The following is a 26,322-nucleotide window of genomic DNA, read 5'->3' as shown; positions in this document are numbered from 1 at the left end:
GCCTTCCACGGGGGCTGTTCAAGCGGGCAGACAACCGCAATACACATGCCCCCACTGGATTGAAACAATGGCTCCGATTCGCCCGACCATCATCGACATTGCCCAACACGCCGGCGTCTCGTTCAAAACCGTGTCGCGCGTGCTCAACAACCATCCCAAGGTGGGCGAGGAGTATCGGCGCAAGGTCGAGGCGTCGATGGAGGCGCTCAATTTCAAGCCCAACCGCGCGGCGCAATTGCTGCGCGGCGGCAAGAGCTTCGTGCTGGGGCTGCTGGTGTCCTATGGGCAGTATATCCAGCAGCTGGACGAAACCAACCGTCTGGCCAGCTACACCACCGACGTGATGACCGGCATGATGCAGGCCTGCCAGACCAAGAGCTATCATCTGGTGGTGGAGAACATCGATTCCTCCGATCCCGAGGCGGGGCTGGCCTGGCTCGCCAACTGCATGGACGATGTCAGCTTCGACGGGCTGGTGCTGATGCCGCCGCTGTGCGATCTGCCATGGATGCTTGATGCGCTGGAGGCGGCGGGCGTCAATTTCGCGCGGATGAACCCGGGAACGCAGCTGGGCCGCGGCATCTGCATGGTGATCGACAATTACAGCGCCGGGCAGCGGATCGGGGATCTGCTGCTTGGGCATGGTCATCGCCATATCGGTTATATTTCTGGCCCACCGGAGCATCAGGCGCATACGCCGCGCAAGCTGGGCCTGCTGGATGCGGCGGCGGAGATCCCGACGGCCCGGGTCGATGTCGTGCCCGGTGATTTTACCTTCGCGACCGGCCTGGCCCGCGCGCGCGACCTGCTCACTCGCGACCCAAGGCCGACCGCGATCTTTGCCGCCAATGATGAAATGGCCGCGGGCGTGCTGGCGGCGGCGATGGAACTGGGGATGGCGGTGCCTCAGGATCTGTCGATCGTGGGTTTCGGCGGCCTGCTCATTTCGCAGACGACATGGCCACGCATCACCACCGTCCATCAGCCGACCATCCGCATGGCAAGAATGGCGGCGGATGAGCTGATCGCCGGTTTCGGCAAGCCCGTGGAGGAGATCGGCCGCGTGATCGAGATCGATTTCGAGCTCAAGCAGCGGCAGTCGGTGGCCGATCCGGCGGGCTGATCTGGCCTGCGGACGGGATCAAATCGTTCCAGAATAGCGATATACTTGAAATTTTACTGCTTGCTTGACGCTTCCATGGATTTGAGACAAGGTTGTCTCGACTCAGAACGCATCGGCTGATGCGGATGAAGACAGCAAAGGCCCAGGCTCAAAGCCGGGCGCAGGAGGGGGACATATGGGGAAGTTTCAGGGCCGTCTGTGGCTGTGTGCGTCTTTGGGCGCGATGCTGGCCGGAAGCGGCGGGCAGGTGCAGGCGGGGGCTCAGCCTCAGGCCGCCGACAATGCCAATGGCGACATCATCGTCACCGCGCAAAAGCGCGAGCAAAATCTGCAGGACGTGCCGGTTTCGGTGTCGGTGCTGTCCGCCGCCGCCCTGACCAACAACCGCGTGGCAGGCATCGAGCAACTCGCCCAGATCGCCCCTTCGGTGAACTTCACCAACAGCGCCAACACGCGCGGGCAGGGCGTTTCGGTGCGCGGCATCGGCACGCTCAACTTCTCCGATGGCGTGGAGCCCTCGGTCTCGACGGTGATCGATGGCGTGGTGATCGGGCGCTCGGCGGCGTCCTTCTTCGATTTCAGCGACATTCAGCGCGTGGAAGTGCTGCGCGGGCCGCAGGGCACGCTGTTCGGCAAGAATGCCAGCGCGGGCGCGATCAACCTCGTCACCGAAAGGCCCAGCCTGAGCCGGAACGCGCTCGACGCCTCGATCAGCTATGGTTCCTACAATGATTTCCGCCTGAAGGGCTCGGCCTCGGCGGTGCTGGCGAAGGATCATCTGGCGCTGCGCCTTTCGGGCTTCCGCAGTTCCGCCGATGGCGTCATCACCAATCTGGCGAATGGCAAGAACCTCAACAACATCAACACCTGGGGTCTGCGTGGCAAGCTGCTGTGGGATCTGGATGGCGACACCTCCTTCTACCTCATCGGCGATTATTCGAAGAACGACCGCCGCTGCTGCGTCTCGACGATCCGCTCGGTGCTGCCCACCACCACCTATTACACCGGCCAGACCCGCGCGCAGCTGACCGCGAACCAGCCGCTGGGCCCCACCAACACCTTCGTGAACATGGACGGCCTGCCCTTCGGCAATCAGAAGGCGGGCGGCGCCTCGCTGGAGGGCAACACCAAGCTGCTGGGTCAGACGCTGACCTCGATCACCGCATGGCGTGAATTCGACGATTACGACAACAATGATACCGATGGCGTGCAGGTCAATGTCTACAACGTCAACAATGCCCGCCAGCATCAGAAGCAGTTCACGCAGGAGTTGCGCCTGACGTCACCGGCACGTCAGCGGCTGGAATATGTGCTGGGCCTGTTCTATTTCTGGCAGGATCTGCGCACCACCACGCAAATTCAGGGCACCGGCAATCAGGTGCTGGCGCCCGGGGCCTATGTCGGCAACCAGATCGACCGTGACATCAAGAACAACAATGGCGCGGCTTTCGGTCAGCTGACCTTCCATGCCACCGATGCCCTTTCGCTGATCGGCGGCTTCCGCCTGACCACCGAAAGCGCCGACGCCAATTTCAACCGCGCCGTTCTGGCAGGCGCGGTCGGCCCGGCCACCGGGCTGGGTGGCCCGGCCTATCAGGCGCCCACGCTGCATTTCGCCCATACCGATTTCAGCTACAAGGCGGGCGCGGAATACAAGATTTCGCCCGATGTGATGGCTTACCTGACCTATACGCGCGGCTATAAAGGCCCCGCGATCAATCTGCTCAACAATCTCTCCGCCTCGGTGGTCAATTCCGGGCAGGCGATCCTGAAGCCGGAAATCGCGCGCAATCTGGAAGTGGGCCTGCGCACCCAGCTCTTCGACCGCAAGCTGACCTTCAACATCACCGGCTTCCACGAAACCTTCGCCAACTTCCAGGCGCAGACCTTCAATTCGATCCTCAGCACCTTCACCCTGGCCAATGCGGGCAAGCTGACCAGCAACGGCGCCGAGATCGAGGCGATCCTGCATCCGCTCACCGGGCTGAACCTGTCGGCCAATGTCGCCTATACCGACACCAAGGTGGAGGGGCTGGTGGTCGGCTGCTATCCGGGGCAGACGGCGGCGCTGGGCTGTGCTGGCACGATGCAGGATGTGTCGGGTCAGGCGCTGACCAATGCGCCGAAATGGGCCTTCACCCTCGCGGCGGATTACAGCCGCGATCTGGGTGACAATCTGCGTGCCAAGGCCAGCCTGGGCTACACCTATCGTTCCTCGGTGCTGTTCAGCTATGCCGATCCCAAGACGCGGCAGACCGGCTATGGCCTGCTCAACGGATCGCTGGGGGTGGAGACCAGGGACAAGCGCTATCGCCTGACGGTCTGGGCCAAGAACCTCACCAACCAGCATTTCGCCACCAGCATCGCCACCGGCTATCTCGACACCAATGCGACGGGCGCCGGTTACACCCAGCTGCTCACCACCGATGCCTTCCGCACCGTGGGTGTCGAGGCGGGCGTGCGCTTCTGATCTGTTCCACCCTGCCGGAAGGGGCGCCCCTCTTGCTCCTTCCGGCTTTTTTCATGGATATGCCGCGATGAACCTGTCCCGTCGCCATTTCACCCGATCCCTGCTGGCGGCCACGGCGCTGGCGTGCCCCATGGGTGTTCGTCTGGGTGCCGCCCCGGCGCAGCGGCCCAACATCATCACCATCGTGCTGGACGATATGGGCTATTCCGACATCGGCTACTTCGGCGCGGAAATCCGCACCCCGGCCATTGACAGCCTGGCCAGGGGCGGGCTGCGCTTCGCCCATTTCGACACCAAGGCGGTCTGCGCCTCGACCCGCGCGGCCCTGCTGACCGGGCGCAACAGCCATACGGTCAACATGCCCGATGTGCCGGACCTGACCGGGGTGATGGGCAAGGATCCGGCCGCGGCCCAGCTGTTCCGCATCCCCGACAATGCGCAGACCCTGGCTCAGGCGCTCAAACGCCACGGCTATGCCACATGGGCGGTGGGCAAGTGGCACCTGATCCCCATGGCCGAGCTGGGCGCGGGCACGCCGCGCGATCACTGGCCGCTGCAGCGCGGTTTCGACAGCTTCTACGGCTTCCCGCGCGGCTGGACCGATCAGTACCGCCCCGAGATCGTGCAGGGCAATGATTATGTGAAGCGCGATTTCCCCGAGGGGTATCACCTCTCGGCCGATCTGGCCGATCATGCCGTGGATCTGATCGCGCATCATCAGGGGAAGGGGCAACCCTTCTACATGAACCTCGCTTTCGGCACGGCGCATGCCCCGCTGCAGGTGCCGCGCGAATTTTCCAAGCCCTATGACGCGATCTATGCCAAGGGCTGGGATGCCATCCGCGAGGAGCGCTTCGCCCGGATGAAGAAGATGGGCATCATCCCGCAGAACACGCTGCTGCCCCCCCGTGCCGAGCGCGATCGCGCATGGTCCAGCCTGAACGATGACGAGAAGGCGGTCTTCGCGCGCTATATGGCGGTCTATGCCGGTTTCATCGAACATTGCGACCGTCAGATCGGCCGCGTGCTGGAGGCGCTGCGCAAGACCGGGCAGATGGACAACACGCTGATCGTGCTGCTGACCGACAATGGCGCGGCCTCCGAAGCGGGGCAGAAGGGTGAGTTCGACGGGCTCTACAAGCCCAACACGCTGACCCCGGCCCAGCAGCGCGCCCGCATCGACGAGATCGGCACCGGCAAGACGCAGGCCGAATATCCCCGCCCCTGGGCCTATGCGGGCACCACGCCGCTGCGGCGCTACAAGCTGTGGCCCTATTCGGGCGGCACGCGCACGCCGATGATCATGCATTGGCCCGCCGGCCATGTGCCCGATGCGGGGGCGATCCGCCGTCAGTTCGTCGATGTGGTGGATATCGCGCCCACGCTGCTGGAGGCGGCCGGGACCAGCTTCGACGCCAGTGTCGATGGCGTGGCGCAGATTCCGGTGGCGGGGCGCTCGTTCCTGTCGGTGCTGCGCCAGCCACAAGCGCCGGGGCGGCAGACGCAATATTTCGAGCTGCGCGGCAACCGCGCGATCACCGACGGCCCGTGGCGCGCGATCGCCATGCATGACTGCGGCACGCCCTATGCGCAGGACAAGTGGCAGCTGTTCAATCTGGAGCAGGATTTCTCGGAACATACCGATCTTGCCGCCCGCTATCCGGCGCAGGTCGCGAGGCTGAAGGCGCTGTGGGACAGCGAATGGCAGCGCCATGTCGGCAGGCCGCTGCCTCAGCCGGTGGCCTTCAGCTGCGGCCCGCGCGACCTGTTCGACCGCGCGCCCGTCAGCATTCAGGGGGACTGAGATCATGGCGATGAAAGGGATGGACCTGTCCCGCCGCAGCCTGCTGGGCGGCGCGGCGGGCATGGCGCTGATGATCTCCACCGAGGGACTGGCGGCGGTGACGCGTCCGCGCCAAAAGCCCAATTTCATCGTCATCCTCTGCGACGATCTGGGCTATGGTGACACCGGCCCCTTTGGCAACACGCGGGTGCGCACCCCTAATCTGGACCGCATGGCGCGCGAAGGCACCGTGCTGAGCAGCTATTACGCGCCGGCCAACCTCTGCACGCCATCGCGCGCGGGCCTCTTGACGGGGCGCTATCCGGTGCGCACCGGTCTGGCCCGGGCGGTGATTCAGGCTGCCGAAAAGCGCGGTCTGCCGCGTTCCGAAGTGACGATTGCCCAGGCGCTCAAGCCGGCGGGCTATGCCTCGGCGCTGTTCGGCAAATGGCATCTGGGCCATACGGGCGACTATTGGCCACCGACGCATTACGGTTTCGACCGCTTTTACGGCATCCCCTACAGCCACGATATGGTGCCGCTGGCCATCTTCGACGCGCATGCTGGCGTGGCCGAGGTCAAGCAGGAACCGGTCGATTTCGCCTATCCCGGCGCGCTCAAGGTCAAGCCGGGCGTGGACGATGTGGCCAACTACACCTCCTCGCTTGAGGAGAAGCTCTACGATCAGGCGGCGGGCTTTATCGAGAGCAACAAGGATCGCCCCTTCTATCTGGAGCTGGCACTCACCACGCCGCATCTGCCGGAAATCCCCTCGAAGGATTTCAAGGGGCGCAGCAAGTTGGGCCCCTATGCCGATACGGTCGAGGAGATCGATGCCATCGTCGGCAAGCTGCTCGACACCGTGCAGCGGCTGGGGCTGGAGAAGGACACGCTGGTGCTCTTCACCTCGGACAATGGGCCATGGTATTGGGGCAACGTGACGCCGCTGCGCGATCGCAAGGGCGGCGCGGCCTATGATGGCGGTTATCGCGTGCCGATGATCGCCTGGCGCCCGGGCTGGATTCATGCCGGGGCGCGCTACGATGCGCTCTGTTCGGGCATCGATCTGTTGCCCACCTTCTGCAAGCTGGCCGGGGTGGCCCCGCCTGCGGGGGTGACGCTGGACGGCATCGATATCACCGCCACCTTGCAGAACGGCACGGCGCTGGATCGCGAGGTCGTGCTGTTTCAGGGGCCCGAGGTGGTCGGCATCCGCACGCAAAAGTGGAAATACATCCGCCTCATGCCCTATCCGCTGTTCGGCTATGACGAGCTGTACGATGTCCAGAACGACATCGGTGAAAGCTACAATCTTGTCGCCCTGCACCCGGATGTGCTGAAGGACATGCGTGAGCGTTTCGAGCGCGCCAAGGCCATCTTCCAGCCCATGGTGAAGCTGCAATCCTGAGCCCGGCCATCAGCGGGCAGCGCCGCCGGTTCCTGACGATTTGACGCTGCCCGCCGCCCTCGCTAACGCGCTGGCGATGATTGCCCTGCTCTCCCCCGCCAAGACGCTCGATTTCGAGCGCAAGTTGCCGCCGCTTGAGGTTTCCACGCCGCATTTCGCCAAAGAGGCCTTGGGCCTCGCGCGGTCGGCTGCCGATCTCACCGCCGAGCAGTTGGGCAAGCTGATGCATATCTCGCCCAAGCTGGCCCAGCTGAATGTCGAGCGTTTCAACGGCTTTGCCGATCAGCCCGAGCGACAGGCGCTGTTCGCCTTCGCGGGCGATGTCTACACCGGCTTCGAGGTGCAGACGCTCGATGAGGCTGGCGTGGCCTTTGCGCAGAACCATGTGCGGATGCTCTCGGGCCTTTATGGCCTGCTGCGCCCGCTCGACGCCATCCGGCCCTACCGGCTGGAGATGGGCACGCGCTGGGCGCCCAAGGAAACGGGCCTCAAGAAGCTGACCGACTGGTGGGGCGACCGCATCGCCACATGGCTGAGGAGCCAGGTGGCGGAAGAGGGCTCGGGCGTGGTGCTGAACCTTGCCAGCCAGGAGTATTTCGCCGCCGTCTCCGGCCAGCTGCCCGGCCTGCGCGTGATCGAGGTGGACTTCCGCGAGGCAGGCCCCGATGGCCCGCGTTTCGTCAGCTTTCACGCCAAGCGCGCGCGCGGCATGATGGCGCGCTGGATGTGCGAGCATCACATCACCGACATCGACGCCATGCGCGGCTTCGATACCGACGGCTACCGCTTCGACGCCGCCGAAAGCGAGCCCGACCGCTGGCGCTTCACCCGCGTATGAAAGCTTCTGCCGTCATCATCGGCGCCTCGGGCGGGATCGGCGGGGCCTTTGAGGCGGCGCTGATCGAGGAAGGCGCTTTTGCGACCGTCCATGGTTTCGCCCGTTCGCGCAGCGGCGCGCAGCATCTCGATCTGCTCGATGAGGGCAGCATTGCCGCCGCCGCCGCGCATGTCGCCAAGGGGCCGCCGCCTTCGCTGGTGATCGTGGCGACAGGGCTGCTGCATGAGGGCGGGCAGGATAACAGCGGACATGGTCCGGAAAAGGCTTTGCGCGATCTCGATCCGGCGTGGCTGGGCAAGGTGTTGGCCGTCAATGCCATCGGCCCGGCGCTGGTGGCCAAGCATTTCATGCCGCTGATGCCCAGGGCGGGGCGCAGCATCTTTGCCGCTTTGTCCGCCCGGATCGGCTCCATCACCGACAATCGGCTGGGGGGCTGGCATGGCTATCGCGTCTCGAAAGCGGCGCTCAACATGTTGATGCGCACTCTGGCCATCGAAGAGCAGCGGCGCAATGACCGTTCGATTGTCGTCGCGCTGCATCCCGGCACGGTGGATACGGCGCTGTCGCGGCCTTTTCAGGCCAATGTGGCGGCGGGCAAGCTGTTCGATGCCGAGCGCGCGGCGCTGCAATTGCTCGATGTGATCGAGGAGCTGAAACCGCAGGACAGCGGCAAGTTCTTCGATTTCGAGGGGGTGGAAATCCCCTTCTGAGAGCGGTCAGGCATCCTTCAGCTGGCTGACGGCCTCAGCCACCGCGCTGCCGAAGATATGGGCGCTGATCTGGTTTCGCCCGCCATGCTTGCTCTGGTACAATTGGCTGTCGGCATGGTTGATCCACAGGTCGGGGGTCAGGCCTGCCCCGCAGCGCGCCGAGGCCACGCCCACGCTGACCGTCACCCGGTTGCTGATCAGCGAATGGGCGTGCGGAATGTTGAGCGTCTGCACCTGAAGCAGGATTTCCTGGGCCACGAACATCGCCGCCTCAGCATCGGCACCCGGCAGGATGCAGGCGAATTCCTCGCCGCCATAGCGCGCCGAAACATCCGCCGCGCGCTTGACCGCGCGGTTCAGCGCCGAGGCGATCATGGCGATGCAGCGGTCGCCCGCCGGATGGCCGTAATTGTCGTTGAACAGCTTGAAGAAATCGATGTCGAGCATGATGACCGACAGCCACTCCCCCTTGCGGGCAAGACGGGCGGTTTCGGTGGTCAATGTCTTTTCCATGCCGCGCCGGTTGGAAAGGCCGGTCAGCGCATCGGTGACGGCCATTTCCGCCATCTTGTCACGCAAACGCTTCAATTCCACATGATTGCCGACCCGCGCGCGCAGGATAACCGGTTCGACTGGCTTGGTGACATAATCGATGGCGCCCAAAGTCAGCCCGCGCACCTCGTCCGCCGTATCGCCAAGGCCGGTGGTGAAGATCACGGGCACATCGGCCAGCAGCGCTTCGGCCTTCAGCTGGCGGCACACTTCGAACCCGTCCATGCCGGGCATCAGCACATCGAGCAGGATCAGATCGGGCAGGATCGTGCGCGCGGTCTCAAGCGCCTCTTGCCCCGAAGTGGCGAAGGAGATTTCGTAATCATCCTCAAGGATCGCATTGATGATCTCGATGTTGGAGACTTCATCGTCCACGATCAGGATTGAGGCTCTGCCCGTGATGCTGTTGTTCATGATGCTTCTCTGATCTCGGGAAGGATGGACGGATGCTCTTCGTCGAGCAGCGCCAGTGCCTGATCGTAATTCAGCCTTTCGAGCGCCTTGCGAATGGGATGCTGGGCGCAGGCCTCGGCGGACAGGCCCATCGTCTGCGCCAGCGCATCGAAGCCGGCGCGCGCCTTGAGGCTGCGGCGCTGGATCTGGTCACGCAGCCTTGCGCTGGCGGCGGAGATTTCGGCAGGGTCCGCCAGCGCCGGGCCGGGGCTCTCTTGCCCCACCTGCGGCCCGCCTTTCAGGCTGAGCGCCGCCGCGATGGCGGGGGCCAGTCGTCCTTCGAGATCGGCGATCCTGCCGTCGATCCCGGCCAGGTCTTCGGATGCGATCCGGCGATCGATCTCCGCCGCGATGGCCTGCACCTCGGGCAGTTCGAGCGAGCCGGACACGCCTTTCAGCGTATGGGCGAAACGCCGCGCCTCGGCATGGTCGGTTGCGAGCAGATCCCTCAGGCTTTGCCCGGCATGGGCATAGCTGTCGGCGAAGGAGAGGATCAGCTTGCGCAGCAAAGCCGCCTTGCCGTTGACGCGACCGAGCGCCGCCTCCAGCCCGAAGGGCGGCAGGTGATCGGGCAGAAGGCTGTCGGGCTTGGGCGCAGGCTCACTTGCCGCCACCACCGGCGCCGCGGCTCCGCGCTCCGCTTTCAGCCAGCGATCAAGCGTGCGCACCAGCACCGGGGGCGAAATCGGCTTGGCGATATGGTCGTTCATGCCTGCGGCAAAGCAGCGCTGGCGCTCTTCCTCATAGGCATGGGCGGTCATGGCGATGATCGGCAGGGCATCGGCGGCATGGCTGCGGCGGATGATGGTGGTGGCCTCGATGCCGTCCATTTCGGGCATCTGCACATCCATCAGGATCGCGGCATAGGCTGCGCCGCGCGCGTCGACCAGATCACAGGCGATCCGGCCGTTTTCGGCGATGTCGAAAAGCAATCCGGCGTCGGTGAGCAGTTCCTGGGCGATCTCGCGGTTGATCTCATTGTCCTCCACCAGCAGCACGCGCAGGCCGCGCAAGGCGGGCAGGACCATGGGCACGCCGCCAGCTTGCGGCGCCGCCTCGTCCCGGCCCGGTCTCGCATCGACAAACAGATTGGTGATCGTGTCGAGCATCGCCCGCGCGTCCACCGGCTTGGTGAGGAAGGCGGAGACCTCCGCCTTGCCCAGCTCCGCCATGAAGACATCATTGCCATAGGCGGTGACGATCAGCGTAACGGGCAGCCGGGGCAGGCCGGGGATGCGGCGCATCGCCTCGATGGTTTCGATGCCGTCCATGCCGGGCATCTTCCAGTCGAGCAGCAGCAGGTCATAGGGCTTGCCGGACGGAAGCGTCATCTCGATGGCGCTGATCGCCTCCGCGCCCGAGGCGACCAGATCGACCGCCATGCCCCAATCGCGGAAAATCTCGCCCACGATCTGGCGGGCGGCGGCATTGTCATCGGCCACCAGCACGCGCAGATCGCGCAAAGCCGGAGGCGGTTGCAGCGCCGAGGCATGCTCGGTCTGCGCCAGCGCCATGGCGACCTGAAAGCTGAAGGTGCTGCCCACGCCGGGCTCGCTTTCGACGCGGATCTGGCCGCCCATCAGCTCGACGATCTGCTTGCTGATCGCCAGACCCAGCCCGGTGCCGCCGAATTTGCGCGTGGTGGAACTGTCGGCCTGCGTGAAGACGTTGAACAGCGAGGCCTGCTGCTGCGGCGTCAGGCCAATGCCGGTGTCCCGCACCGAAACCTCGATCCGAGCCTCCTGCTCGTCGCGGGCCAGCAGATGGGCGGACACCGTCACCTGACCCGCCTGCGTGAATTTCACCGCATTGCTCAGCAGGTTGAGCAGCACCTGATTGAAACGCAACTCATCCCCCAGCAGCTGCGCGGGGATAGCCTCGTCGACGGAATGGTGGATCGCCACACCTTTGGTTGCGGCATTTTCGGCCACCAGATGCAGCTGGTTGTCGATGGCGGTGCGCAGATCGAAGGCGTGGCTTTCGAGCGTCAGCTTTCCGGCCTCATTTTTCGAAAAGTCGAGAATATCGTTGATCAACCGCAGCAATGACACGCCCGCGCCATTGATCTTGGTGATGTAATCGCGCTGTCTGGCATCCAGATCCAGCCGCTGAAAGAGATGGCAAAAGCCGAGAATGGCATTCATCGGCGTGCGGATCTCATGGCTCATATTGGCCAGGAACATGCTCTTGGAGCGGTTGGCCTCCTCGGCCTCATGGGTGCGCAGTTCCAGCGCCTCGTTCTTGTCGGAGATTTCGGCGCTCATGCGGCCGATGCGCTCGAAGCTTTCCACCACCATGTTGCTCAGCCAGACCAGCACGGCGGTCTGGAAGGCGACGATGGCGGCATGCAGCAGCACGCGCTCCAGATTGCCCTCGCCGGGGAAGACCGCATAGGGCAGCAGATAGAGCAGCAGCAGGTGATGCAGCGCCGTGGCCGCCGCCGCGACAAGGATGGCCGCGCGGTCGAACCAGGCGATGGTCAGGGCCAGCATGGCGAAGAAATACATATGCATGTCCATCTGCCACGGGTGGCCCCGCAGCAGAAAGAGCAGCAGCGCGGGCTCGCCCACAAGCGCGACGGCGGAGAGGTAACGCGTGGCCGGCGCGATCCCGCGCTGCAGCCAGATCAGGTGATAGGCCCCGGCCAGCACCGCTCCGGCCAGCATGGGAAACACCGGCGAACGCCCCATCACCCAGGCCACCAGACCCAGCAAGGGCACATGCGCCCACAGCAGCGCGAGAAGAAGGCGCCCGAAATGGCGGCGCAGGCTGTCAAGTTCGAGGTTCATGGATGCGCTTCCGACTGGAGACCGAAACAGCCCGCGATGCGAGGACTTGGCAGGGCCAGCCAGGCCCCGGCCCGCCTTGCCCGCGCGGCAAAATCGCTGCGCTGCGAGCTGGCGATGGCGATGTTCCCGAAGCCGCCCACCCCGGCCAGCCCGCCATCCGCGTGGCGGATGACATCGATCATCCGGCCATGGCCCGACCACGGCGCACCGATCACGAGATACTGGCCGCTCCGCCCGTCGCCGGAAAGAGAGGCGCCCAGCAGGGCCGTCAGTCCGATGACAAGCAGCAGCGCTGCCGGGAAAAAATCGTGAAGGAACGATCCCTGCCGACGCCGCGTTGGGGCATCCGCCGGTGGAGTCACATGATCTCTACGCTGTGATGAACAGCGTGTTGCCATAGCTCTTCATCCTCTTTTCAGAGGAGTTCTATCCGTGGACCGCTTCTTTTTTCGTTAACACAGCCCCTCCCGCTTTGTCGGAGGGGGATCTGGCGTGGCTTGCCGCGCAGGGCGGGCGAATGGTGCCGCCCTGCGCAACCGGCCCCGTGCGTCAGGCCTGCACCAGCTTTTCCAGCTGCTCCAGCTGTTCGCCCCAGCCGCTGGTGCTGCCCGAAGCGATCGCCTCGTCGAGTGCCTCCTTCGAGGGGTAGAGATCGCGCACTACAACCAGCGTCTGCTCGCCCTTGTCTTCGAAGGTGACGGTGGTGACAGCGCCTTCCTCCTCGCCTTCGTCATTGGTCCAGACGATGCGTTCGCCCGGCACGACGTCGATGTAGCGCCCGAAGAAGGCCATGGGTTTGTCCGAGGAAGCATGCCCCATCACCAGACGATAGGTGCCGCCGCTGCGCACATCGGCCTCATAGGAAATGATCGTCACGCCGAAGGAGGCCGGGGCCCACCAGCGGCGGAACAGTTCGGGATTGGCCCATGCCTCGTAGACGAGGCGCGCAGGTCCGTTGACGATCCGCGTCACCGTCAGTTCGTGATCGGATTTTCGTTCAACCACTATCTTGTCATTCGGGCTCATCTTGTCTCTCCTTGCGCTTCAACTCTTCGACCACTGCGTCCAGCGCCGCGAAACGTGCTTCCCATATGTCGCGATGCTGTCGCAGCCATGCCGCTTCGGCCTCCAGGGCGCAGTCGCCCAGCTTGCACATGCGCACCCGCCCACGCTTTTCGGTCAGCACCAGCCCCGCCTGTTCAAGGACGGCGATGTGCTTTTTCATGCCGGTCAGGGTCATCTCGAAGCGTTCGGCAAGCATGGAGACCGATGCTTCGGTCTGCCCCAGCTGCTCCAGAACGCCGCGCCGGGTCGCGTCCGACAGCGCGGAAAAAGAGGCGTCGAGGCGGGCTGCATCATACTGAACCATTGAGTTCAGTATGATGCAGGAAACCATGATTCGCAAGAGGGATTCCCGCTGTGGGTTGAAGCTGTCTTTCTCGAAGACGGGGCCGGTATCGACATGCGATCGGGGGCGCCACATGCGTCCAGTCTTTCAACAATAGAGGCGATGTAGATCTTCATACTGATGCAGATTGTGGTGCACCTTCTATTGTCGATGGGGCGGTGCGGACAGGCATCGCAGGCCATATTGGCGATGATCCTTTCGGCGCGAACGGTGCCGATCCGAAGAAAACCGAATATGCTTCCGGCGCGATCGCGATGCTTTCCGGGCCGGGCCGTGGCACGTGAATGCCCCGGGTTCGCATGCCGATCCGCCTCGTCTCAAACCGGCACATCGCCAGGAAAAAGATCTTTTAACACGCCGCCGTCTTCAACACTATTTGACGAAAGGGAACCATGAGCGTAGTTCTCCGTTCCCTGACGAGAAGAGGGACAATCATGGCCGATAACAATACCGACAACGTCGCAAGCCTGATCGAACTGGCCGGTGAGATCACCATTGCATGGCTGCAGAACCCCAATGTGAACCCCGGTGCGCAGGATGTGCCGTCGTTCCTGAAGGAGATGCATGCGGCGATCACCGATCTGAACACGAACAAGGCGCCCGACGCCGAAGTCGTGACCTATGAGCCGGCCGTGTCGCCGCGCGCTTCGGTGAAGCATGACCATCTTGTCAGCCTGATCGACGGCAAGAAGTACAAGACGCTCAAGCGTCATCTTGCGCTGCACGGCCTGACGCCCGCCGAATACCGTGAACGTTATGGCCTGAAGCCGGATTATCCGATGGTTGCCGCCGATTACGCAGCGCAGCGCCGCGACATCGCCCAGAAGCTGGGTCTGGGCCGCAAGCGTCCCGAAGGCGCGCCCGCCGCTGCCAAGGCGCCGGCTGCGCCCAAGGCTGCTGCTGCAAAGGCCGTGAAGGCGCCTGCCGCCGCCAAGTCGAAGCAGGTTGCTGCGAAGCCCAAGGCTGAAGCTCCCAAGGCTGAGACTGCGGCCAAGCCCGTGACCGCGGCCGCGGCGACGCCCGCCGCCAAGGCGCCCGCTGTCGAAGCGAAGCCTGCTGCTGCTCCCAAATCCGCCGCCGCGCCCAAGGCTGCTGCTGCCGCCGCCAAGCCGCGTCGCATGGCGCGCGATCCCAAGGCCGAGGTTGCGGTTGCCGCAGTGACGGCCCCCGCCAAGGCGAAGCCGGCAGCCAAGGCCGAGCCCAAGGCCAAGGCCGAACCCAAGGCAAAGGCGGAGCCAAAGGCAAAAGCGGAGCCGAAGGCAGCGTCCAAGGCGGCTGCCGCGCCCAAGGCGAAGGCTGAACCCAAAGCGAAGGCTGCCGCCAAGCCCAAGACGGAGGCCAAGCCCGCCGTTGCCGGGGAGGCCAAGCCCGCTGCCGCCAAGCGCAGCCCTGCAAAGAAGAGCACTCCTGCTGCGGCTCCGGCTGCTTCGGCTCCTGCAGCGGCAACGCCCGCAGAGGGCTGATCTTTAGCCTTTCGTGACGATGACGCCGCCCGCTCCTTTTGGAACGGGCGGCGTTTTCACAAGAGCTTCACCCCGGTGGTGCTTCGTTGACGATCCGTCGTCAGATCGAACATCCCTTGGGTTTGACAAGACGCTTACTTTTTGCGGGGATGCGCCTTGTCATAGGCATCCAGCTGTTGCTGCAAGGCAGTGCAGGCCGGGGAGGCGAAGACTTTCTTCTGCGCTTCCTGGATGCCGCCTTCACTGCTGAACGCCTCGGCAACCTCTTCCATATAGATGTTGAGGTTATAAACGGTGTTCTGCAATGTGTTGGGCTGCGGCTGACTTTCCAGCAAGGTCTTCATCTCCCCCAGCTTGCTGTCACGACCGCTGACGGATTGCGGCATGCCATTGGCGTCGGGCTTGTCCGCCACGGCCATGGCTTGATGGTTGAGGGCGATCAGACGGCTCCCCTCCGGCGTATGCAAAAACTGCGTCAAAGCGGCGAGTTTGCCGCGCTCTTCGGCGTTGAGATTGCGCAGCTTGCTCATCAGCGGGACAATGAAAGCGTTGTCGCCCAGCGCCTTGCGCATTTCATCGATACACCCGGGCAGGGCGGGGGCGGCGGTCTTGACCTCGGCCGGGATGCTGTCGGTCATCATCCTGCCCATGGAATCCTGCATGGCGCGGCTCATCTGATAATGGTCACTGATGTAGTGCTGGAACAGCGGATCGGTGGTGAAATTGTCGGGGCTGACCGCGGAGACCGGCTGTGCCGCGGCAACATTGGCGGCCAGCATCGACAGCAGCACGCCCTTGAGAATCTTCATAAAAACTGGTCCTTCAGCAAATCGGGGGGCAGACCTGTCCCGGGGAGCGACAAGTCTGTTTTGCCGGCGCCCTATGCAGCACATGTCGGGCATCAAGTACAGCTTGGGAAGAGGATGGTTCTGGGCAAATTGTCTTTAAGATGCAGAATGATGTTTGTCTCATTCGGCATTGACCATGCCAAGGAGAGGCGGCACAAGCTGCCGATATCGATCCTTATGTTCAAGAGAAAGCGGAGCACGTCATGTTTCGAGGCTTGATGACAGCATCGCTGCTGGCCACGGCGGCGGTTCCGGCTGCCGCGCAGAGCAGCCATGACTGGCGCAGCTACGTGAATGCTCGCTTCGGCTATACGGTCTGCTATCCCGCCGATCTGCTGCATCCCCAGCGCGAGGCGGACAATGGCGATGGGCGCGAATTCACCGGCGCTCATGGCGCTGTTCTGCGGGTCTGGAGCAGCTACAATGCGCTGGAGGCAACCGTCCCTCAGGCGCGAGCCGAGGATGTGAAGCGCTTCACCGGGCAAGGCTATCGCATCACCTATCAGGTGGCGAAGCCGGGCTGGTATGTGCTGTCCGGCGCGGGTCGGGCGGGCACTTTTTACAAGCGCCGGATGCTGAACAAGGATCGCGATCTGACGTTCGAACTGCTCTATCCCTCCAGCGACGCCGCCATCTGGAATCCGGTCGCGGCAAAATTGAACGCTTGCCTGAAGGGATAGCGCGCGGCCTTTGCGCCTATTTATCCCGGGGCTTGCTCAGCCGGGGCGCGCCGGCGGGTGAGTGGCCGATGCCGTCCTCGCCTGCTTCGCGCTCGTGGCCGGGGTTGTCACGCTCGTCGGCTTCGCCGGAGATGCGCATGACGTTTTCGACCTTGTCCAGCGGGTCTTGAACCCCGGCGCGTCGATGCTGTGCCATGATGCTGTCCTTTCCCATGTCATGATGGAAAGGGCTGGCGCAGGGAAGGTTCCCCTGCGTGCCCGCCGCAGGCATGACAACCGCACCTCAACCTTTTGAAACCACGCCCGATGACTCGGCGCGCTCTGGCCAATAAAGGGATTGCAAAGGGTGATGACCCTTTGCCCGCCGGAGGCTCACTTCCTACGCCTTATGCGAAATCGCATAGCGGGAAGCAATATTTCGCCAATTCCATGCGCCGTTGCGCCCGTCTACCAAGGCCTCAAGAACACCACCCCCGCTTCCCACCATGGCCAGCCGACGCCGCCTCGCGTGGTGAGGGCGCGCCCTGACGCCTGCCCTTCAAGGACATTCCATGCCCCGCTATTCCGTTGTCGCCATACTGTTGCACTGGCTGATCGCCGCGCTGATCCTCACCAATCTGGCGCTGGGCTGGTGGATGCAGACGCTTGAGGGGCTGGCCCAATTCGAGAAATTTCAACTGCACAAAAGCATCGGCATTCTGGTGCTGCTGCTGAGCATGTTACGGCTGCTGTGGCGCGCAATGCATAAAGCGCCGCCCTATCCCGAAACGATGAAACCGTGGGAGAAGCTGGCGGCATCCTCGGTTCACTGGCTGCTCTATGCCATCATGATCGGCATGCCGCTGACAGGCTGGCTGCTGGTGTCGACCAGCGCCTTCAACCTACCCACCCTGCTGTTCCACATGGTGCCGTGGCCGCATCTGCCGGTGCATGACTGGCCGATGGAGGCCCGCATGCAGCTCAACCACCTGTCCGAGGGCACGCATAAGGCGCTGGCTTTCGGCACGGCGGGGCTGGTGGCGCTGCATGTTGGCGCGGCGCTCAAGCATCAGATCATTGCGCGGGACAAGGTTCTCTCCCGCATGCTGCCGCGCTTCGGGCGCGCCGCCTGATCCTTTCTTTCAAACGTCAAGGACACCCCTCATGCGCAACACTCTCTCCGCCGCTCTGGCCCTCGGCGCCACCATCAGCGCCCCCGCTTATGCCGGAGCCCCGGTCTGGAGCGTCAACAAGGCTGCATCGCATCTTGGCTTTGGCGTGGCGGTCAACAATCAGGGCGTGAAGGGCGAGTTCCGCCGCTGGGACGCGCAGATCGCCTTCGATCCCAAGGCGCTGAACCAGTCCCGCGTCTCCGCCACCATCGAGATGGGCAGCGCCGTTACCGGCGAGGCCACCCGCGACCAGAGCCTGCCCACCGCCGACTGGTTCAACACCGCCGCCTTCCCCCGCGCGACCTTCACCGCCACCAGTTTCAAGGATCTGGGCGGCGGGCGTTATCAGGCCATCGGTGACCTCACCATCCGTGGCGTGCGCCGCCCGGTGGTGCTGCCCTTCACGCTGAAGATCACGGGCAAGAGCGCCCAGATGCAGGGCAGCCTGACGATCAACCGCGGGCTGTTCGGCGTAGGCCAGGGCCAGTGGAAGGGCGCCGAGATGGTCGCCGCCAATGTGCAGATCAACGTGACCATCAACGCGACGCATCCATAAGCTCAGGCCAGCTCGTCGCGGGGTTTGGCGGGCTTGATCTCCACGCCATGCACGCCCGGCTCCTCCTTCATCCGCGCCACGCCGGCGCGGATGTCGCGCCGGGAAACACGGACCAGATGCACCGTCGTTTTGGCCACATCCTCGCCATCGGGCGTGGTCACCAGCCGCTTGATCTGCCCGCCGCGCACGCCAAGGATGCGCTTCACATCCTCCACCCCCAGCACGTTGGTTTCGGCGTGGATCACCAGGGCGGCGCTCTGCACGCGGGCGCGATAGGCGTTCTCCAGCGGCTTGACGCCCACCAGGATCAATAGGATCAGCGCCGTCGTCAGCCCCGCCGCGAAATACAGCCCGCCGCCCGCCGCAAGGCCGATGGCGGCCACGCTCCACACGCTGGCGGCGGTGGTCAGGCCGCGCACCGAATTGCCGCGCATCATGATCGAGCCGGCCCCCAGAAAGCCGATGCCGCTGACCACCTGTGCCGCGATCCGCGAAGGATCGAGCACCACATGGTCCATCTGCAGCGCATGCTGAAAACCATAGGCCGAAACGATGATCAGCAGGCAGGAGCCCACGCTGACCAGCATATGAGTGCGCACGCCCGCCGCCCACAGCAGCCGTTCGCGTTCGAAGCCGATCAGGCTGCCGAAGAGCGCGGCGGCGGCCAGACGCGCCGCAATATCCCAATCGCCGATCATGCCTTCACTCCTGAAACCGGCGGAGCATTTGCCCCATTGCTCCGTCTTGCACGCGTGCAAGAAACGGTTCAGGCGGCTTGCGGTTCACGGGAACGCATCCGATAATGCGGTCTTATAAGGACAAGGAAACAGGGTTTGGAGAGTCAGGGACTGGCCATGCAATGCGCGGCGATACCTTACCGCAGAACGGAGGCCGGCGGATTGGAGATCCTGCTGGTGACCTCGCGCGGGAAGGCGAACTGGATCATCCCCAAGGGCAAGGTGAAACCGGGCAAGAGCGCCGCCATCTCCGCGCAGGAAGAGGTTTACGAGGAATCCGGGGCGCGCGGCCTGCTCGATCAGGCGCTGGTTGCGCGATGCGATCTGCCTGCGGCGGGGGGCGAAACGCGCGAGCACATGCAGATTTTCGCGCTGGAGGTGCAAGACCTCGTCCTGATCTGGCCCGAGATGTTTCAGCGCCAGCGCCGCTGGGTCAGCCTTGCCAAAGCGGTCGAGATGGTCAGGGCGCCGCATCTGCGCAAGGCGCTGAAGGCGTTCGCCGCGATTATGGCGCCGGTGGTCTGATCGCTTCGAGCATGCCGCCTGAAAGCCGTGGTTTTCAGGCACGCGGCGTTTGAAAAGGGCCTCTTTCTGGGGCATCACGCTACAGCAGCCCGAAAGAGGATCTGCCGCATAGAGGACGCCCCGATGACGACCACCGCCCTGTCGAAAAACTGTGTCGACGCCAGCGAGATCCGCACGCGCTTTTGCGCGGCGCTCTCGGCCATGTATCGCGCCGAAGTGCCGCTCTATGCCGATCTTCTGGACATTGTGGCGCGGGTCAATGCCGGGGCCGTCACCGCCGCGCCAACCCCCGCGCGGGTGGAGATCGAGCGGCATGGCGCGATCCGCGTCGGCACGGCGGCAGAGCTGGCGATGATGGGCCGGGCCTTCGCGGTGATGGGCATGGCGCCGGTGGGTTATTACGATCTGGCGCCGGCCGGCGTGCCGGTGCATTCCACCGCCTTTCGCCCGGTGGAGGAAGCGGCGCTGGCGCGCAATCCGTTCCGCGTCTTCTGCTCGCTGCTGCGGCTGGAACTGATCGCCGATCCGGCCCTGCGCGCTGAAGCGTCGGCAATTCTGGACGCCCGCCGCATCTTCCGCCCCGAAGCCGTGACGCTGATCGAGCGCCACGAAACGCAAGGCGGGCTGGACGAGGCGGATGCCGATGCCTTCGTCGCCGCGCTGCTGGAAACCTTCCGCTGGCACGAAGAGATGCTGGTTGACCGCGAAACCTATGAAAGGCTGGTCGCCAGCCATCGCCTGGTGGCCGATATCGTGGCCTTTCGGGGGCCTCATATCAACCACCTCACCCCGCGCACGCTGGATATCGATGCCGCGCAGGAAGCGATGCGGGCGCAGGGTCTGGAGATCAAGGACTCGATCGAGGGGCCCCCGCGCCGCGCCATCCCCATCCTGCTGCGCCAGACCAGCTTCAAGGCGCTGAGCGAAAGCGTGCGCTTCGCCGGAGATGCCGGCGCCCCCGGCCAGCACACCGCCCGCTTCGGCGAGATCGAGCAGCGCGGCGCTGCCCTGACCCCCAAGGGGCGGGCGCTGTATGATGCTCTGCTGGCGCAGGCCTCCGCAGGCGATGCGGCGCAGCCCTATACGGAGCGATTGGCGCAGGCCTTCATCGCCTTTCCGGACGATCTGGAAACGCTGGCGAGCGAGGGGCTGATCTATGTGCGCCGCATGGGAGATATGCTGGAACCGCTGACCTATGAGGATTTCCTGCCCGTGAGCGCGGCAGGCATCTTCCAGTCCAATCTGGGCAATGAGCAGCGTGAGACCTATGGCGGGCAAAGCTCTCAGGCGGAGTTTGAGGCGGCGCTGGGGCGCACGGTTCTCGATCCATTCGCGCTTTATGCGGCGATGGCTGAGGGTTGACGGTCAGGCGGTTTGCCTCCGGCGGGCAAAGGGTCATCACCCTTTGCAATCCCTTTATTGTCTACGTTGCGCCCGATAGTCGCGCCTTGGCTTCGCGTCAGCGCGCCAGGCGACACAACAGCAGCGCGCTGAGCGCGGCGCGTTCGCCCAGACTTTCGGCGATCAGATATTCCTCGGCGGAATGGATCGAGCCGCCCCGCACCCCCATCGAATCGACCACCGGCACGCCGCAAGCCGCGATGTTGTTCCCGTCGCACACGCCGCCCGTGTCCTTCCAGCCGATCTCCTGACCCAGCAGGCGTCCGCAAGCGCGCACCAGTTCGAGCAGCCTCTGGCCCGGCGCATCGATGGGCTTGGGCGGGCGCGCAAAGCTGCCATGGCGATGGATATGCAGGTCATGAGCCGTGGCGACCTCCGCGATCAGCCGGTCCAGCGCCTGCTCGGCAAAACGCTGATCCTCGGGCGTCAGCGGGCGGATGTTGACGCGCAGCACGGCATGATCGGGCACCACATTGTTGGGCCCGCCACCCTCGATTTTCGCGCAGTTGACCGAAAGACCGGGCCGCACCAGAGCGCTCAGCCGCAACGCCAGATCGGCGGCGGCGATCACCGCATTGCGCCCATCCTGCGGATTGCGCCCGGCATGCGCGCTGCGCCCTTTCACGATGATCGAGAAATTCCCGCTGCCGGGCCGCGCGCCGGCCAGCGTACCGTCGGGCAGAGCGGAGGGCTCATAGGTGAAAGCCGCCAGCTTGCCCGCCGCCGCGCGACGCAGCAAAGCCGCCGAGCCGGGCGAGCCGACCTCCTCATCGCTGTTCAGCACCACCTGATAGCCGATCCTGTCGCGATCCGGCGATGCTTCGAAGGCTTTCAACGCGGCCAGCATCACTGCAATACCGCCCTTCATATCGGCCACGCCGGGGCCGTTGAGCACGTCGGGGCTCAGCCATTGACAGGTCTGGAAGGGGTGGTCGATCTCGAAGACGGTGTCCATATGGCCGGTCAGCAGCAGCTGGATCGGGGCTTGCGGACGCACCGTCAGCAGGAGGTTGCTGCCATGGGTGACCGCGCATTCCTGCCCCTGGGCATCGATCCGCGTCACCGGTTCAGGGGCAAGCAGTTCGATCTGGCCTGGAAGGGGCGCAAAGGCCTGCGCCAGTTGCCCGGCCATCGCGGCGAGCCCCGCCAGATTGCGACTGCCGCTGTTGATGGCCGCCCAGCGCTCCACCTGATCGAGCATCGGCGCGGCCATGGCCTGTTCCACCACGGCCTGTTCGGCGCTGCTGAGGCTTTCGGTCATGGCTTGAGCCCGGGGATGGGCAGGTTTTCGATCCGCGGAGCTTCAAAGCTGGCGGCGGGGAAGGCGCAGTAGTCGGCGGCATAGGCGGCGCTGGGGCGGTGATTGCCCGAGTCTCCCAACCCGCCAAAAGGCATGGCCGAGGCAGCCCCCGTGGTGGGGCGGTTCCAGTTGACCACGCCCGCGCGGATCTCCGAGGCGAAGCGTTCCCAAAGCGCCGCATCCTGCGTGATCAGCCCCGCGGACAGGCCGAAGCTGGTGTTGTTGGCGGCGGCGATGGCGGCGTCAAAGCAATCGACGCGGGTCACCTGAAGCACCGGCGCGAAGATTTCCTCGTCAGGGGCGGAAAGACCGGTCACGTCCAGCACGGCGGCGCCCATGAAGGCGCTGTCGTCCCCTCGTGGCGCGGCGGCAGGCAGCAGCAGCTTGGCGCCGGATGCGGTCAGCGCGGCTACGGCTTTGCGCGCCTTGGCGGCGGCGGGGGCCGAGATCAGCGGGCCCATAAAGCCTTCATCTTCGTCCCATGCGCTCACGGGCAGAGCAGCGGCCTGAGCCAGCACCGCCTCCAGCAGGCGGTCGCCCGCAGCGCCGGAGGGCAGGATCAGGCGGCGCGCGCAAGAGCAGCGCTGGCCGGTGGTGATAAAGGCCGAATGGCTGACCAATGAAGCCACAGCTTCAGGCTCCCCACCTTCCCCGTTTTCTGGCCATGCGATCAGCGGATTGTTGCCGCCAAGCTCCAGCGCCAGAATGACATGCGGACGGTCGGCAAAGGCACGGCGGAACACCCGCCCTGCTTGCGCCGATCCGGTGAAGAGCAAGCCATCGATATCGCCCGCGACCAGGGCTGCGCCGGTTTCCCGTCCGCCCTGCACGATCTGGAAAACGCCATCGGGCAGGCCGGCTTCAGCCCACAGTTCGGCCATCCGGTCGCCCACCGCCGGCGTTTCCTCCGAAGGCTTGAACACCACCACATTGCCGGCGATCAGCGCCGGAACGATATGGCCGTTGGGCAGATGGCCGGGAAAGTTATAGGGCCCCAGCACCGCCATCACCCCATGCGGGCGATGCCTCAGCACCGAGCGGCCAAAGGGCATCGCCTGCTCGCGCGAACCGGCGCGTTCGGCCTGAGCGGCGATGGATATCTCCACCTTGCCGATCATGGCGTTGACCTCGCCCCGGCTGTCCCACAGCTGCTTGCCGGTTTCCCGGGCGATCAGTTGGGCGAAATCTTCCAGCCCTTCCTTCAGCAAAGCGGCAAAACGGCGGGCGACGGCCAGCTTCTCCTCCAGCGGCGTGCGCGCCCAGAGCGGGGCTGCGGCGCGGGCGCGCTCCAGCGCCTGCTGGCACTGTTCGGGCCCATCCACCTTGCCTTCCCAGATAAGGGCGCCATTGGCGGGGTTGGTCGATTGCAGGATCATGGGGTCATTCTCGCCTTCGGGTTTACGCTGTCAACCGGCGGCGCGGGTCGCCGCAAGAGCTGCCTCCAGCCGGATCAGCGCCTCGGCCACTTCCTCGCCGGTGATGTTGAGCGGGGGCAGCAGGCGGATGCAATTCTCGCCGCCGCCCGCCACCAGCAGGCCATGTTCGCGCGCCGTGGCCATCATGGCGCGGTTGTTGGGGATCAGCTTGATGCCGATCAGCAGCCCTTTGCCGCGCACATCCACCACCTGATCGGGATAGCGCGCGGCGATCTCCCTTAGCCCGGCGAACATCTGCTGCGAGATGCTGCGCACATGGGCCAGCATCTCTTCGCTGGCGATGGCATCGAAAGCTGCATTCGCCACGGCCATGGCCAGCGGATTGCCGCCGAAGGTGGTGCCATGCACAGCCACCGTCATGCCCTGCGCGGCCTTTTCCGTGGCGAGGCAGGCGCCGACGGGAAAACCGCCGCCCAGCGCCTTGGCGATGGCCATGATGTCCGGCGCGGCGCCCTCCGCCCATTGATGTGCGAAGAGGCGGCCGGTGCGGCCCATGCCGCATTGCACCTCGTCGTAAATCAGCAGCGTGCCCGTCTCGTCGCAGAGCGCGCGGATCCAGCGCAGCCATGCGGCATCGAGCGCGCGGGCGCCGCCTTCGCCCTGCACGGGCTCGACGATGACGGCGGCGGCGGTGGGCGCGCGCAGGGCGGCCTCGATGGCGGGCTGGTCATCAAGCGAGAGCTGGACATAGCCGGGCAGGCGGGGCCCGAAGCCCTCCAGATAGGAGGGGTTGCCCGAGGCGTTGATGGCCCCATAGGTGCGGCCATGAAAGGAACCGGCAAAGCCGATGATGTCGATCCTTTCGGGCGCGCCCATGGCATGGTGATAGCGGCGCGCGGTTTTCAGCGCGCATTCCACCGCTTCCGTGCCTGAATTGGCGAAGAAGACGGTGTCGGCGAAGGAGGCTTCGACCAGCTTGTGGGCCAGCACCTCCTGCTGCGGGATGCGGAAGATGTTGGAGACATGCCAGAGCTTTTCGGCCTGCTGCGTCAACGCTTCCACCAGCACCGGCGCGCAATGGCCAAGGCTGTTGGTGGCCACGCCCGAAACGCAATCGAGATAGGCGCGACCATCACGGCCATAGAGCCAGACGCCCTTGCCATGATCGGCTTCCAGTGGCGCGCGGTTGTAGACGCCCATCAGTTCCTGCGGCTTGCTTTTGGTGTCGATCATGCTGCTTGTTCCTCTCTCCACAGGCGGAAGTCGCTCAGGCGGCCTGTGGCGATCAGGCCCTTGCTGGTGCGGGTCGGGGTTGTTTCATCCACCACCGCGCAGTCGCGGATGGTGGCGATATGGTCGGTGCGGGCGTGGACGGTGGGGCCCGCGTCGAAAATGTCGCAATAGCCGTCGTCGAGGAAATCCTCACCCATCAGCAGGCGATAGGCGGGCAGGGATTTCTCATGCGGGCGGCCGATCACCTCGCGCGCGGCGGCGGGCAGCATCGAGGTGTAGATGGGATAGCGCGGCATCAGATCGGCGATGAACTGGTTGCCGTGCATGGCGTTGAACAGGTCCGCCTCCAGCACGCCACCGCCGAAGAAGGGGCCGGCCACCGCGTCCCAGAAGGGGCTGGTTTCGCCCTCCATCCAGCCGCGGATTTCGGCCACCACCTGATCGCCGAAGCGCTCGCGGTGCTGGGCGATGAAGAGGTAGCGGCTGCGCGCCAGCATCGCGCCCATGTGGTCGCGGCGGGCGTCGGGGTGGAGGAACAGCCCGGCGATCTCGGTGGCGCCGTCGAAGTCGTTCACCAGATGCAGCACATTGGTGGAAAAGCTGCGGCCCAGCCCGCGCGAGGCATGAGTGACGCGCGCGCTCTTGTAGCTGTAGAAGGGCCAGCGCACGCCGATGCGCGAGAAGATGCTGGCGGTGCCGATGAGTGTGCCCGCGCCGTCTTCCAGCGCCAGCATGTAGAATTCATCCTGCGGAGCGGTGATCTGCGCTTCGAGCGAGTCCTCGCTCCAGGCGAGGCGTTCCTGCAGGGCGGCGCGGTCATTGGGCAGGTTGGTCATGCCGCCGCCCGACAGCGCGGCCAGGGCGAGCAGGGCGTCCAGATCCGCCATGCGGGCCATGCGGATGAAGGGCTGGCCGGGGTTCGGGGCGGTCATCACAATGCCTCCTTGGCGAAGCCCAGCAGGGTAAGCAGGGCGGCGCGGGCGGTCCAGCATTGCTGCCACAGATCGGGGTTGCCGATGTCTTCGGGGGCGATGTGTTCGGGCCAGTGGCGGGTGATCAGATCGGCGAGCGCATCGGCTTTCGCAGCGGTGAGCAGGAAGCGTTGGTCGAGGGTGGCGATGTCGGCTTCGTCCAGCGCCACGCGCAGGCGCAGGCAGGCCGGGCCGCCGCCGTTGCGCATGGATTCGCGCAGAGTCATGAATTGCGTGCGGCGGATCGGGCCGTTGCTGGCGATCAGCTCATCCAGCCAGGCGGTGACGGAAGGCACTTCGCGCGCTTCGCCGGGGAGCAGGAGCAGCATGCCGCCCTCCGGCAGCGTTATCAGCTGCGAGTTGAAGAGATAGGAGCGGATCGCATCGGCCAGCGAGACGCGGGCGGCGGGCACCTCGATGATCTGCGCTTGCGGCAGGCGCTGGTGGATGGCGGCGTAAAGCGCATCGCGCTCGGCGAAGGCCTGTTCGTGGGTGAAGAGGACAGTCTCATTGGCCACGGCCACCACATCATTGTGGAAGGCGCCCG

At 64.9% G+C, this 26,322-nt stretch carries 25 protein-coding genes; 12 read left to right on the top strand and 13 right to left on the bottom strand.

Going from position 1 to position 26,322, the window contains the following annotated elements:
• The first annotated feature begins 67 nt into the window (after positions 1-67).
• The 6 genes from SR3_RS26115 (at position 68) to SR3_RS26090 (ending at position 8,332) form a co-directional block, all read left to right on the top strand.
• Positions 68-1,123 (top strand): LacI family DNA-binding transcriptional regulator, encoded by a 1,056-nt coding sequence (locus tag SR3_RS26115; RefSeq protein ID WP_068092862.1) that lies wholly within the window; start codon positions 68-70, stop codon positions 1,121-1,123.
• Between the two features lie 175 nt (positions 1,124-1,298).
• On the top strand, positions 1,299-3,593 hold the full coding sequence (locus SR3_RS26110) for a TonB-dependent receptor (RefSeq protein WP_068092859.1): 2,295 nt from the start codon (positions 1,299-1,301) through the stop codon (positions 3,591-3,593).
• A 67-nt stretch (positions 3,594-3,660) separates the two neighbouring features.
• Positions 3,661-5,397, top strand: coding sequence for an arylsulfatase (locus SR3_RS26105; protein WP_068092856.1), 1,737 nt, complete (start codon positions 3,661-3,663; stop codon positions 5,395-5,397).
• Positions 5,398-5,401: 4 nt separating this feature from the next.
• Positions 5,402-6,784 (top strand): sulfatase family protein, encoded by a 1,383-nt coding sequence (locus SR3_RS26100; protein ID WP_245654108.1) that lies wholly within the window; start codon positions 5,402-5,404, stop codon positions 6,782-6,784.
• Positions 6,785-6,860: 76 nt separating this feature from the next.
• Positions 6,861-7,622, top strand: coding sequence for a peroxide stress protein YaaA (yaaA, locus tag SR3_RS26095; protein WP_068092871.1), 762 nt, complete (start codon positions 6,861-6,863; stop codon positions 7,620-7,622).
• Complete coding sequence (locus SR3_RS26090; protein ID WP_068092855.1) at positions 7,619-8,332, top strand: SDR family NAD(P)-dependent oxidoreductase; 714 nt, start codon at positions 7,619-7,621, stop codon at positions 8,330-8,332. The genes yaaA and SR3_RS26090 overlap by 4 nt, the downstream gene beginning before the upstream one ends.
• Before the next feature lie 6 nt (positions 8,333-8,338).
• Here SR3_RS26090 and SR3_RS26085 read toward each other — a convergent pair whose 3' ends face one another.
• The 5 genes from SR3_RS26085 to SR3_RS26065 form a co-directional block, all read right to left on the bottom strand.
• Positions 8,339-9,298 (bottom strand): diguanylate cyclase, encoded by a 960-nt coding sequence (locus SR3_RS26085; protein WP_068092851.1) that lies wholly within the window; start codon positions 9,296-9,298, stop codon positions 8,339-8,341.
• A complete protein-coding gene (locus SR3_RS26080; RefSeq protein ID WP_068092849.1) occupies positions 9,295-12,126 on the bottom strand; it encodes a response regulator in 2,832 nt (943 codons plus the stop codon). Before SR3_RS26080 ends, SR3_RS26085 begins: the two co-directional genes overlap by 4 nt.
• Positions 12,123-12,488, bottom strand: coding sequence for a hypothetical protein (locus tag SR3_RS26075; protein ID WP_068092846.1), 366 nt, complete (start codon positions 12,486-12,488; stop codon positions 12,123-12,125). Before SR3_RS26075 ends, SR3_RS26080 begins: the two co-directional genes overlap by 4 nt.
• Positions 12,489-12,675: 187 nt before the next feature.
• Positions 12,676-13,152 (bottom strand): SRPBCC domain-containing protein, encoded by a 477-nt coding sequence (locus SR3_RS26070; RefSeq protein ID WP_068092841.1) that lies wholly within the window; start codon positions 13,150-13,152, stop codon positions 12,676-12,678.
• Positions 13,139-13,609, bottom strand: a complete 471-nt coding sequence (locus tag SR3_RS26065) for an ArsR/SmtB family transcription factor (protein WP_245654107.1) — start codon at positions 13,607-13,609, stop codon at positions 13,139-13,141. The genes SR3_RS26070 and SR3_RS26065 overlap by 14 nt, the downstream gene beginning before the upstream one ends.
• A gap of 359 nt (positions 13,610-13,968) precedes the next feature.
• On the opposite strand from SR3_RS26065, the gene SR3_RS32270 reads away from it, so the two are divergent.
• Entirely contained in the window at positions 13,969-14,997 is a 1,029-nt protein-coding gene (locus SR3_RS32270) for a MucR family transcriptional regulator (protein WP_157099125.1), read from the top strand.
• Positions 14,998-15,131: 134 nt separating this feature from the next.
• Here SR3_RS32270 and SR3_RS26055 read toward each other — a convergent pair whose 3' ends face one another.
• Positions 15,132-15,899, bottom strand: a complete 768-nt coding sequence (locus SR3_RS26055) for a hypothetical protein (protein ID WP_157099124.1) — start codon at positions 15,897-15,899, stop codon at positions 15,132-15,134.
• 164 nt (positions 15,900-16,063) lie between these two features.
• On the opposite strand from SR3_RS26055, the gene SR3_RS26050 reads away from it, so the two are divergent.
• Entirely contained in the window at positions 16,064-16,525 is a 462-nt protein-coding gene (locus tag SR3_RS26050) for a hypothetical protein (RefSeq protein ID WP_068092835.1), read from the top strand.
• 16 nt (positions 16,526-16,541) lie between these two features.
• Here SR3_RS26050 and SR3_RS26045 read toward each other — a convergent pair whose 3' ends face one another.
• Positions 16,542-16,721: a hypothetical protein gene (locus SR3_RS26045; protein WP_157099123.1), complete on the bottom strand. Its 180-nt coding sequence runs from the start codon at positions 16,719-16,721 to the stop codon at positions 16,542-16,544.
• 355 nt (positions 16,722-17,076) lie between these two features.
• On the opposite strand from SR3_RS26045, the gene SR3_RS26040 reads away from it, so the two are divergent.
• Together SR3_RS26040 and SR3_RS26035 are read left to right on the top strand one after the other, a co-directional pair.
• Positions 17,077-17,637: a cytochrome b gene (locus SR3_RS26040; RefSeq protein ID WP_068092827.1), complete on the top strand. Its 561-nt coding sequence runs from the start codon at positions 17,077-17,079 to the stop codon at positions 17,635-17,637.
• A 31-nt stretch (positions 17,638-17,668) separates the two neighbouring features.
• On the top strand, positions 17,669-18,232 hold the full coding sequence (locus tag SR3_RS26035) for a YceI family protein (protein ID WP_068092825.1): 564 nt from the start codon (positions 17,669-17,671) through the stop codon (positions 18,230-18,232).
• Between the two features lie 2 nt (positions 18,233-18,234).
• Here the strand turns inward: SR3_RS26035 and SR3_RS26030 are convergent, their stop codons facing one another.
• A complete protein-coding gene (locus SR3_RS26030; RefSeq protein ID WP_068092823.1) occupies positions 18,235-18,930 on the bottom strand; it encodes an MgtC/SapB family protein in 696 nt (231 codons plus the stop codon).
• A gap of 135 nt (positions 18,931-19,065) precedes the next feature.
• Between SR3_RS26030 and SR3_RS26025 the strand changes: the two genes are divergently transcribed.
• Both SR3_RS26025 and SR3_RS26020 read left to right on the top strand, forming a co-directional pair.
• Positions 19,066-19,494: an NUDIX hydrolase gene (locus SR3_RS26025; RefSeq protein ID WP_157099122.1), complete on the top strand. Its 429-nt coding sequence runs from the start codon at positions 19,066-19,068 to the stop codon at positions 19,492-19,494.
• A gap of 123 nt (positions 19,495-19,617) precedes the next feature.
• On the top strand, positions 19,618-20,856 hold the full coding sequence (locus SR3_RS26020) for a VOC family protein (protein ID WP_068092818.1): 1,239 nt from the start codon (positions 19,618-19,620) through the stop codon (positions 20,854-20,856).
• Positions 20,857-20,953: 97 nt separating this feature from the next.
• Here SR3_RS26020 and SR3_RS26015 read toward each other — a convergent pair whose 3' ends face one another.
• From SR3_RS26015 to SR3_RS25995, 5 genes are all read right to left on the bottom strand, one after another.
• Complete coding sequence (locus SR3_RS26015; RefSeq protein ID WP_068092814.1) at positions 20,954-22,156, bottom strand: hydrolase; 1,203 nt, start codon at positions 22,154-22,156, stop codon at positions 20,954-20,956.
• Positions 22,153-23,571: a succinylglutamate-semialdehyde dehydrogenase gene (gene astD / locus SR3_RS26010; RefSeq protein ID WP_068092811.1), complete on the bottom strand. Its 1,419-nt coding sequence runs from the start codon at positions 23,569-23,571 to the stop codon at positions 22,153-22,155. Before astD ends, SR3_RS26015 begins: the two co-directional genes overlap by 4 nt.
• Positions 23,572-23,601: 30 nt before the next feature.
• Complete coding sequence (locus SR3_RS26005) at positions 23,602-24,804, bottom strand: aspartate aminotransferase family protein (RefSeq protein WP_218018889.1); 1,203 nt, start codon at positions 24,802-24,804, stop codon at positions 23,602-23,604.
• Positions 24,801-25,736 (bottom strand): arginine N-succinyltransferase, encoded by a 936-nt coding sequence (locus SR3_RS26000; RefSeq protein ID WP_068092810.1) that lies wholly within the window; start codon positions 25,734-25,736, stop codon positions 24,801-24,803. Before SR3_RS26000 ends, SR3_RS26005 begins: the two co-directional genes overlap by 4 nt.
• Positions 25,736-26,322 (bottom strand): N-succinylarginine dihydrolase (locus tag SR3_RS25995; RefSeq protein ID WP_174549197.1); only part of this gene is annotated, 587 nt, incomplete at its 5' end. The genes SR3_RS25995 and SR3_RS26000, both read right to left, overlap by 1 nt.

It is taken from the genome of Novosphingobium rosa NBRC 15208 (assembly GCF_001598555.1).
Taxonomy (GTDB): Bacteria; Pseudomonadota; Alphaproteobacteria; order Sphingomonadales; family Sphingomonadaceae; genus Novosphingobium; species Novosphingobium rosa.
This window is presented reverse-complemented; position numbering and strand designations above follow the sequence as displayed.

Excerpts from the sequence above, each read along its gene's own strand:
- SR3_RS26115 (WP_068092862.1), top strand. The coding sequence starts at position 68 with ATGGCTCCGATTCGCCCGACCATCATCGACATTGCCCAACACGCCGGC.
- SR3_RS26110 (WP_068092859.1), top strand. The coding sequence starts at position 1,299 with ATGGGGAAGTTTCAGGGCCGTCTGTGGCTGTGTGCGTCTTTGGGCGCG.
- SR3_RS26105 (WP_068092856.1), top strand. The coding sequence starts at position 3,661 with ATGAACCTGTCCCGTCGCCATTTCACCCGATCCCTGCTGGCGGCCACG.
- SR3_RS26100 (WP_245654108.1), top strand. The coding sequence starts at position 5,402 with ATGGCGATGAAAGGGATGGACCTGTCCCGCCGCAGCCTGCTGGGCGGC.
- yaaA (WP_068092871.1), top strand. The coding sequence starts at position 6,861 with ATGATTGCCCTGCTCTCCCCCGCCAAGACGCTCGATTTCGAGCGCAAG.
- SR3_RS26090 (WP_068092855.1), top strand. The coding sequence starts at position 7,619 with ATGAAAGCTTCTGCCGTCATCATCGGCGCCTCGGGCGGGATCGGCGGG.
- SR3_RS26085 (WP_068092851.1), bottom strand. The coding sequence starts at position 9,298 with ATGAACAACAGCATCACGGGCAGAGCCTCAATCCTGATCGTGGACGAT.
- SR3_RS26080 (WP_068092849.1), bottom strand. The coding sequence starts at position 12,126 with ATGAACCTCGAACTTGACAGCCTGCGCCGCCATTTCGGGCGCCTTCTT.
- SR3_RS26070 (WP_068092841.1), bottom strand. The coding sequence starts at position 13,152 with ATGAGCCCGAATGACAAGATAGTGGTTGAACGAAAATCCGATCACGAA.
- SR3_RS26065 (WP_245654107.1), bottom strand. The coding sequence starts at position 13,609 with ATGTGGCGCCCCCGATCGCATGTCGATACCGGCCCCGTCTTCGAGAAA.
- SR3_RS32270 (WP_157099125.1), top strand. The coding sequence starts at position 13,969 with ATGGCCGATAACAATACCGACAACGTCGCAAGCCTGATCGAACTGGCC.
- SR3_RS26055 (WP_157099124.1), bottom strand. The coding sequence starts at position 15,899 with ATGCCCGACATGTGCTGCATAGGGCGCCGGCAAAACAGACTTGTCGCT.
- SR3_RS26050 (WP_068092835.1), top strand. The coding sequence starts at position 16,064 with ATGACAGCATCGCTGCTGGCCACGGCGGCGGTTCCGGCTGCCGCGCAG.
- SR3_RS26045 (WP_157099123.1), bottom strand. The coding sequence starts at position 16,721 with ATGGCACAGCATCGACGCGCCGGGGTTCAAGACCCGCTGGACAAGGTC.
- SR3_RS26040 (WP_068092827.1), top strand. The coding sequence starts at position 17,077 with ATGCCCCGCTATTCCGTTGTCGCCATACTGTTGCACTGGCTGATCGCC.
- SR3_RS26035 (WP_068092825.1), top strand. The coding sequence starts at position 17,669 with ATGCGCAACACTCTCTCCGCCGCTCTGGCCCTCGGCGCCACCATCAGC.
- SR3_RS26030 (WP_068092823.1), bottom strand. The coding sequence starts at position 18,930 with ATGATCGGCGATTGGGATATTGCGGCGCGTCTGGCCGCCGCCGCGCTC.
- SR3_RS26020 (WP_068092818.1), top strand. The coding sequence starts at position 19,618 with ATGACGACCACCGCCCTGTCGAAAAACTGTGTCGACGCCAGCGAGATC.
- SR3_RS26015 (WP_068092814.1), bottom strand. The coding sequence starts at position 22,156 with ATGACCGAAAGCCTCAGCAGCGCCGAACAGGCCGTGGTGGAACAGGCC.
- astD (WP_068092811.1), bottom strand. The coding sequence starts at position 23,571 with ATGATCCTGCAATCGACCAACCCCGCCAATGGCGCCCTTATCTGGGAA.
- SR3_RS26005 (WP_218018889.1), bottom strand. The coding sequence starts at position 24,804 with ATGATCGACACCAAAAGCAAGCCGCAGGAACTGATGGGCGTCTACAAC.
- SR3_RS26000 (WP_068092810.1), bottom strand. The coding sequence starts at position 25,736 with ATGACCGCCCCGAACCCCGGCCAGCCCTTCATCCGCATGGCCCGCATG.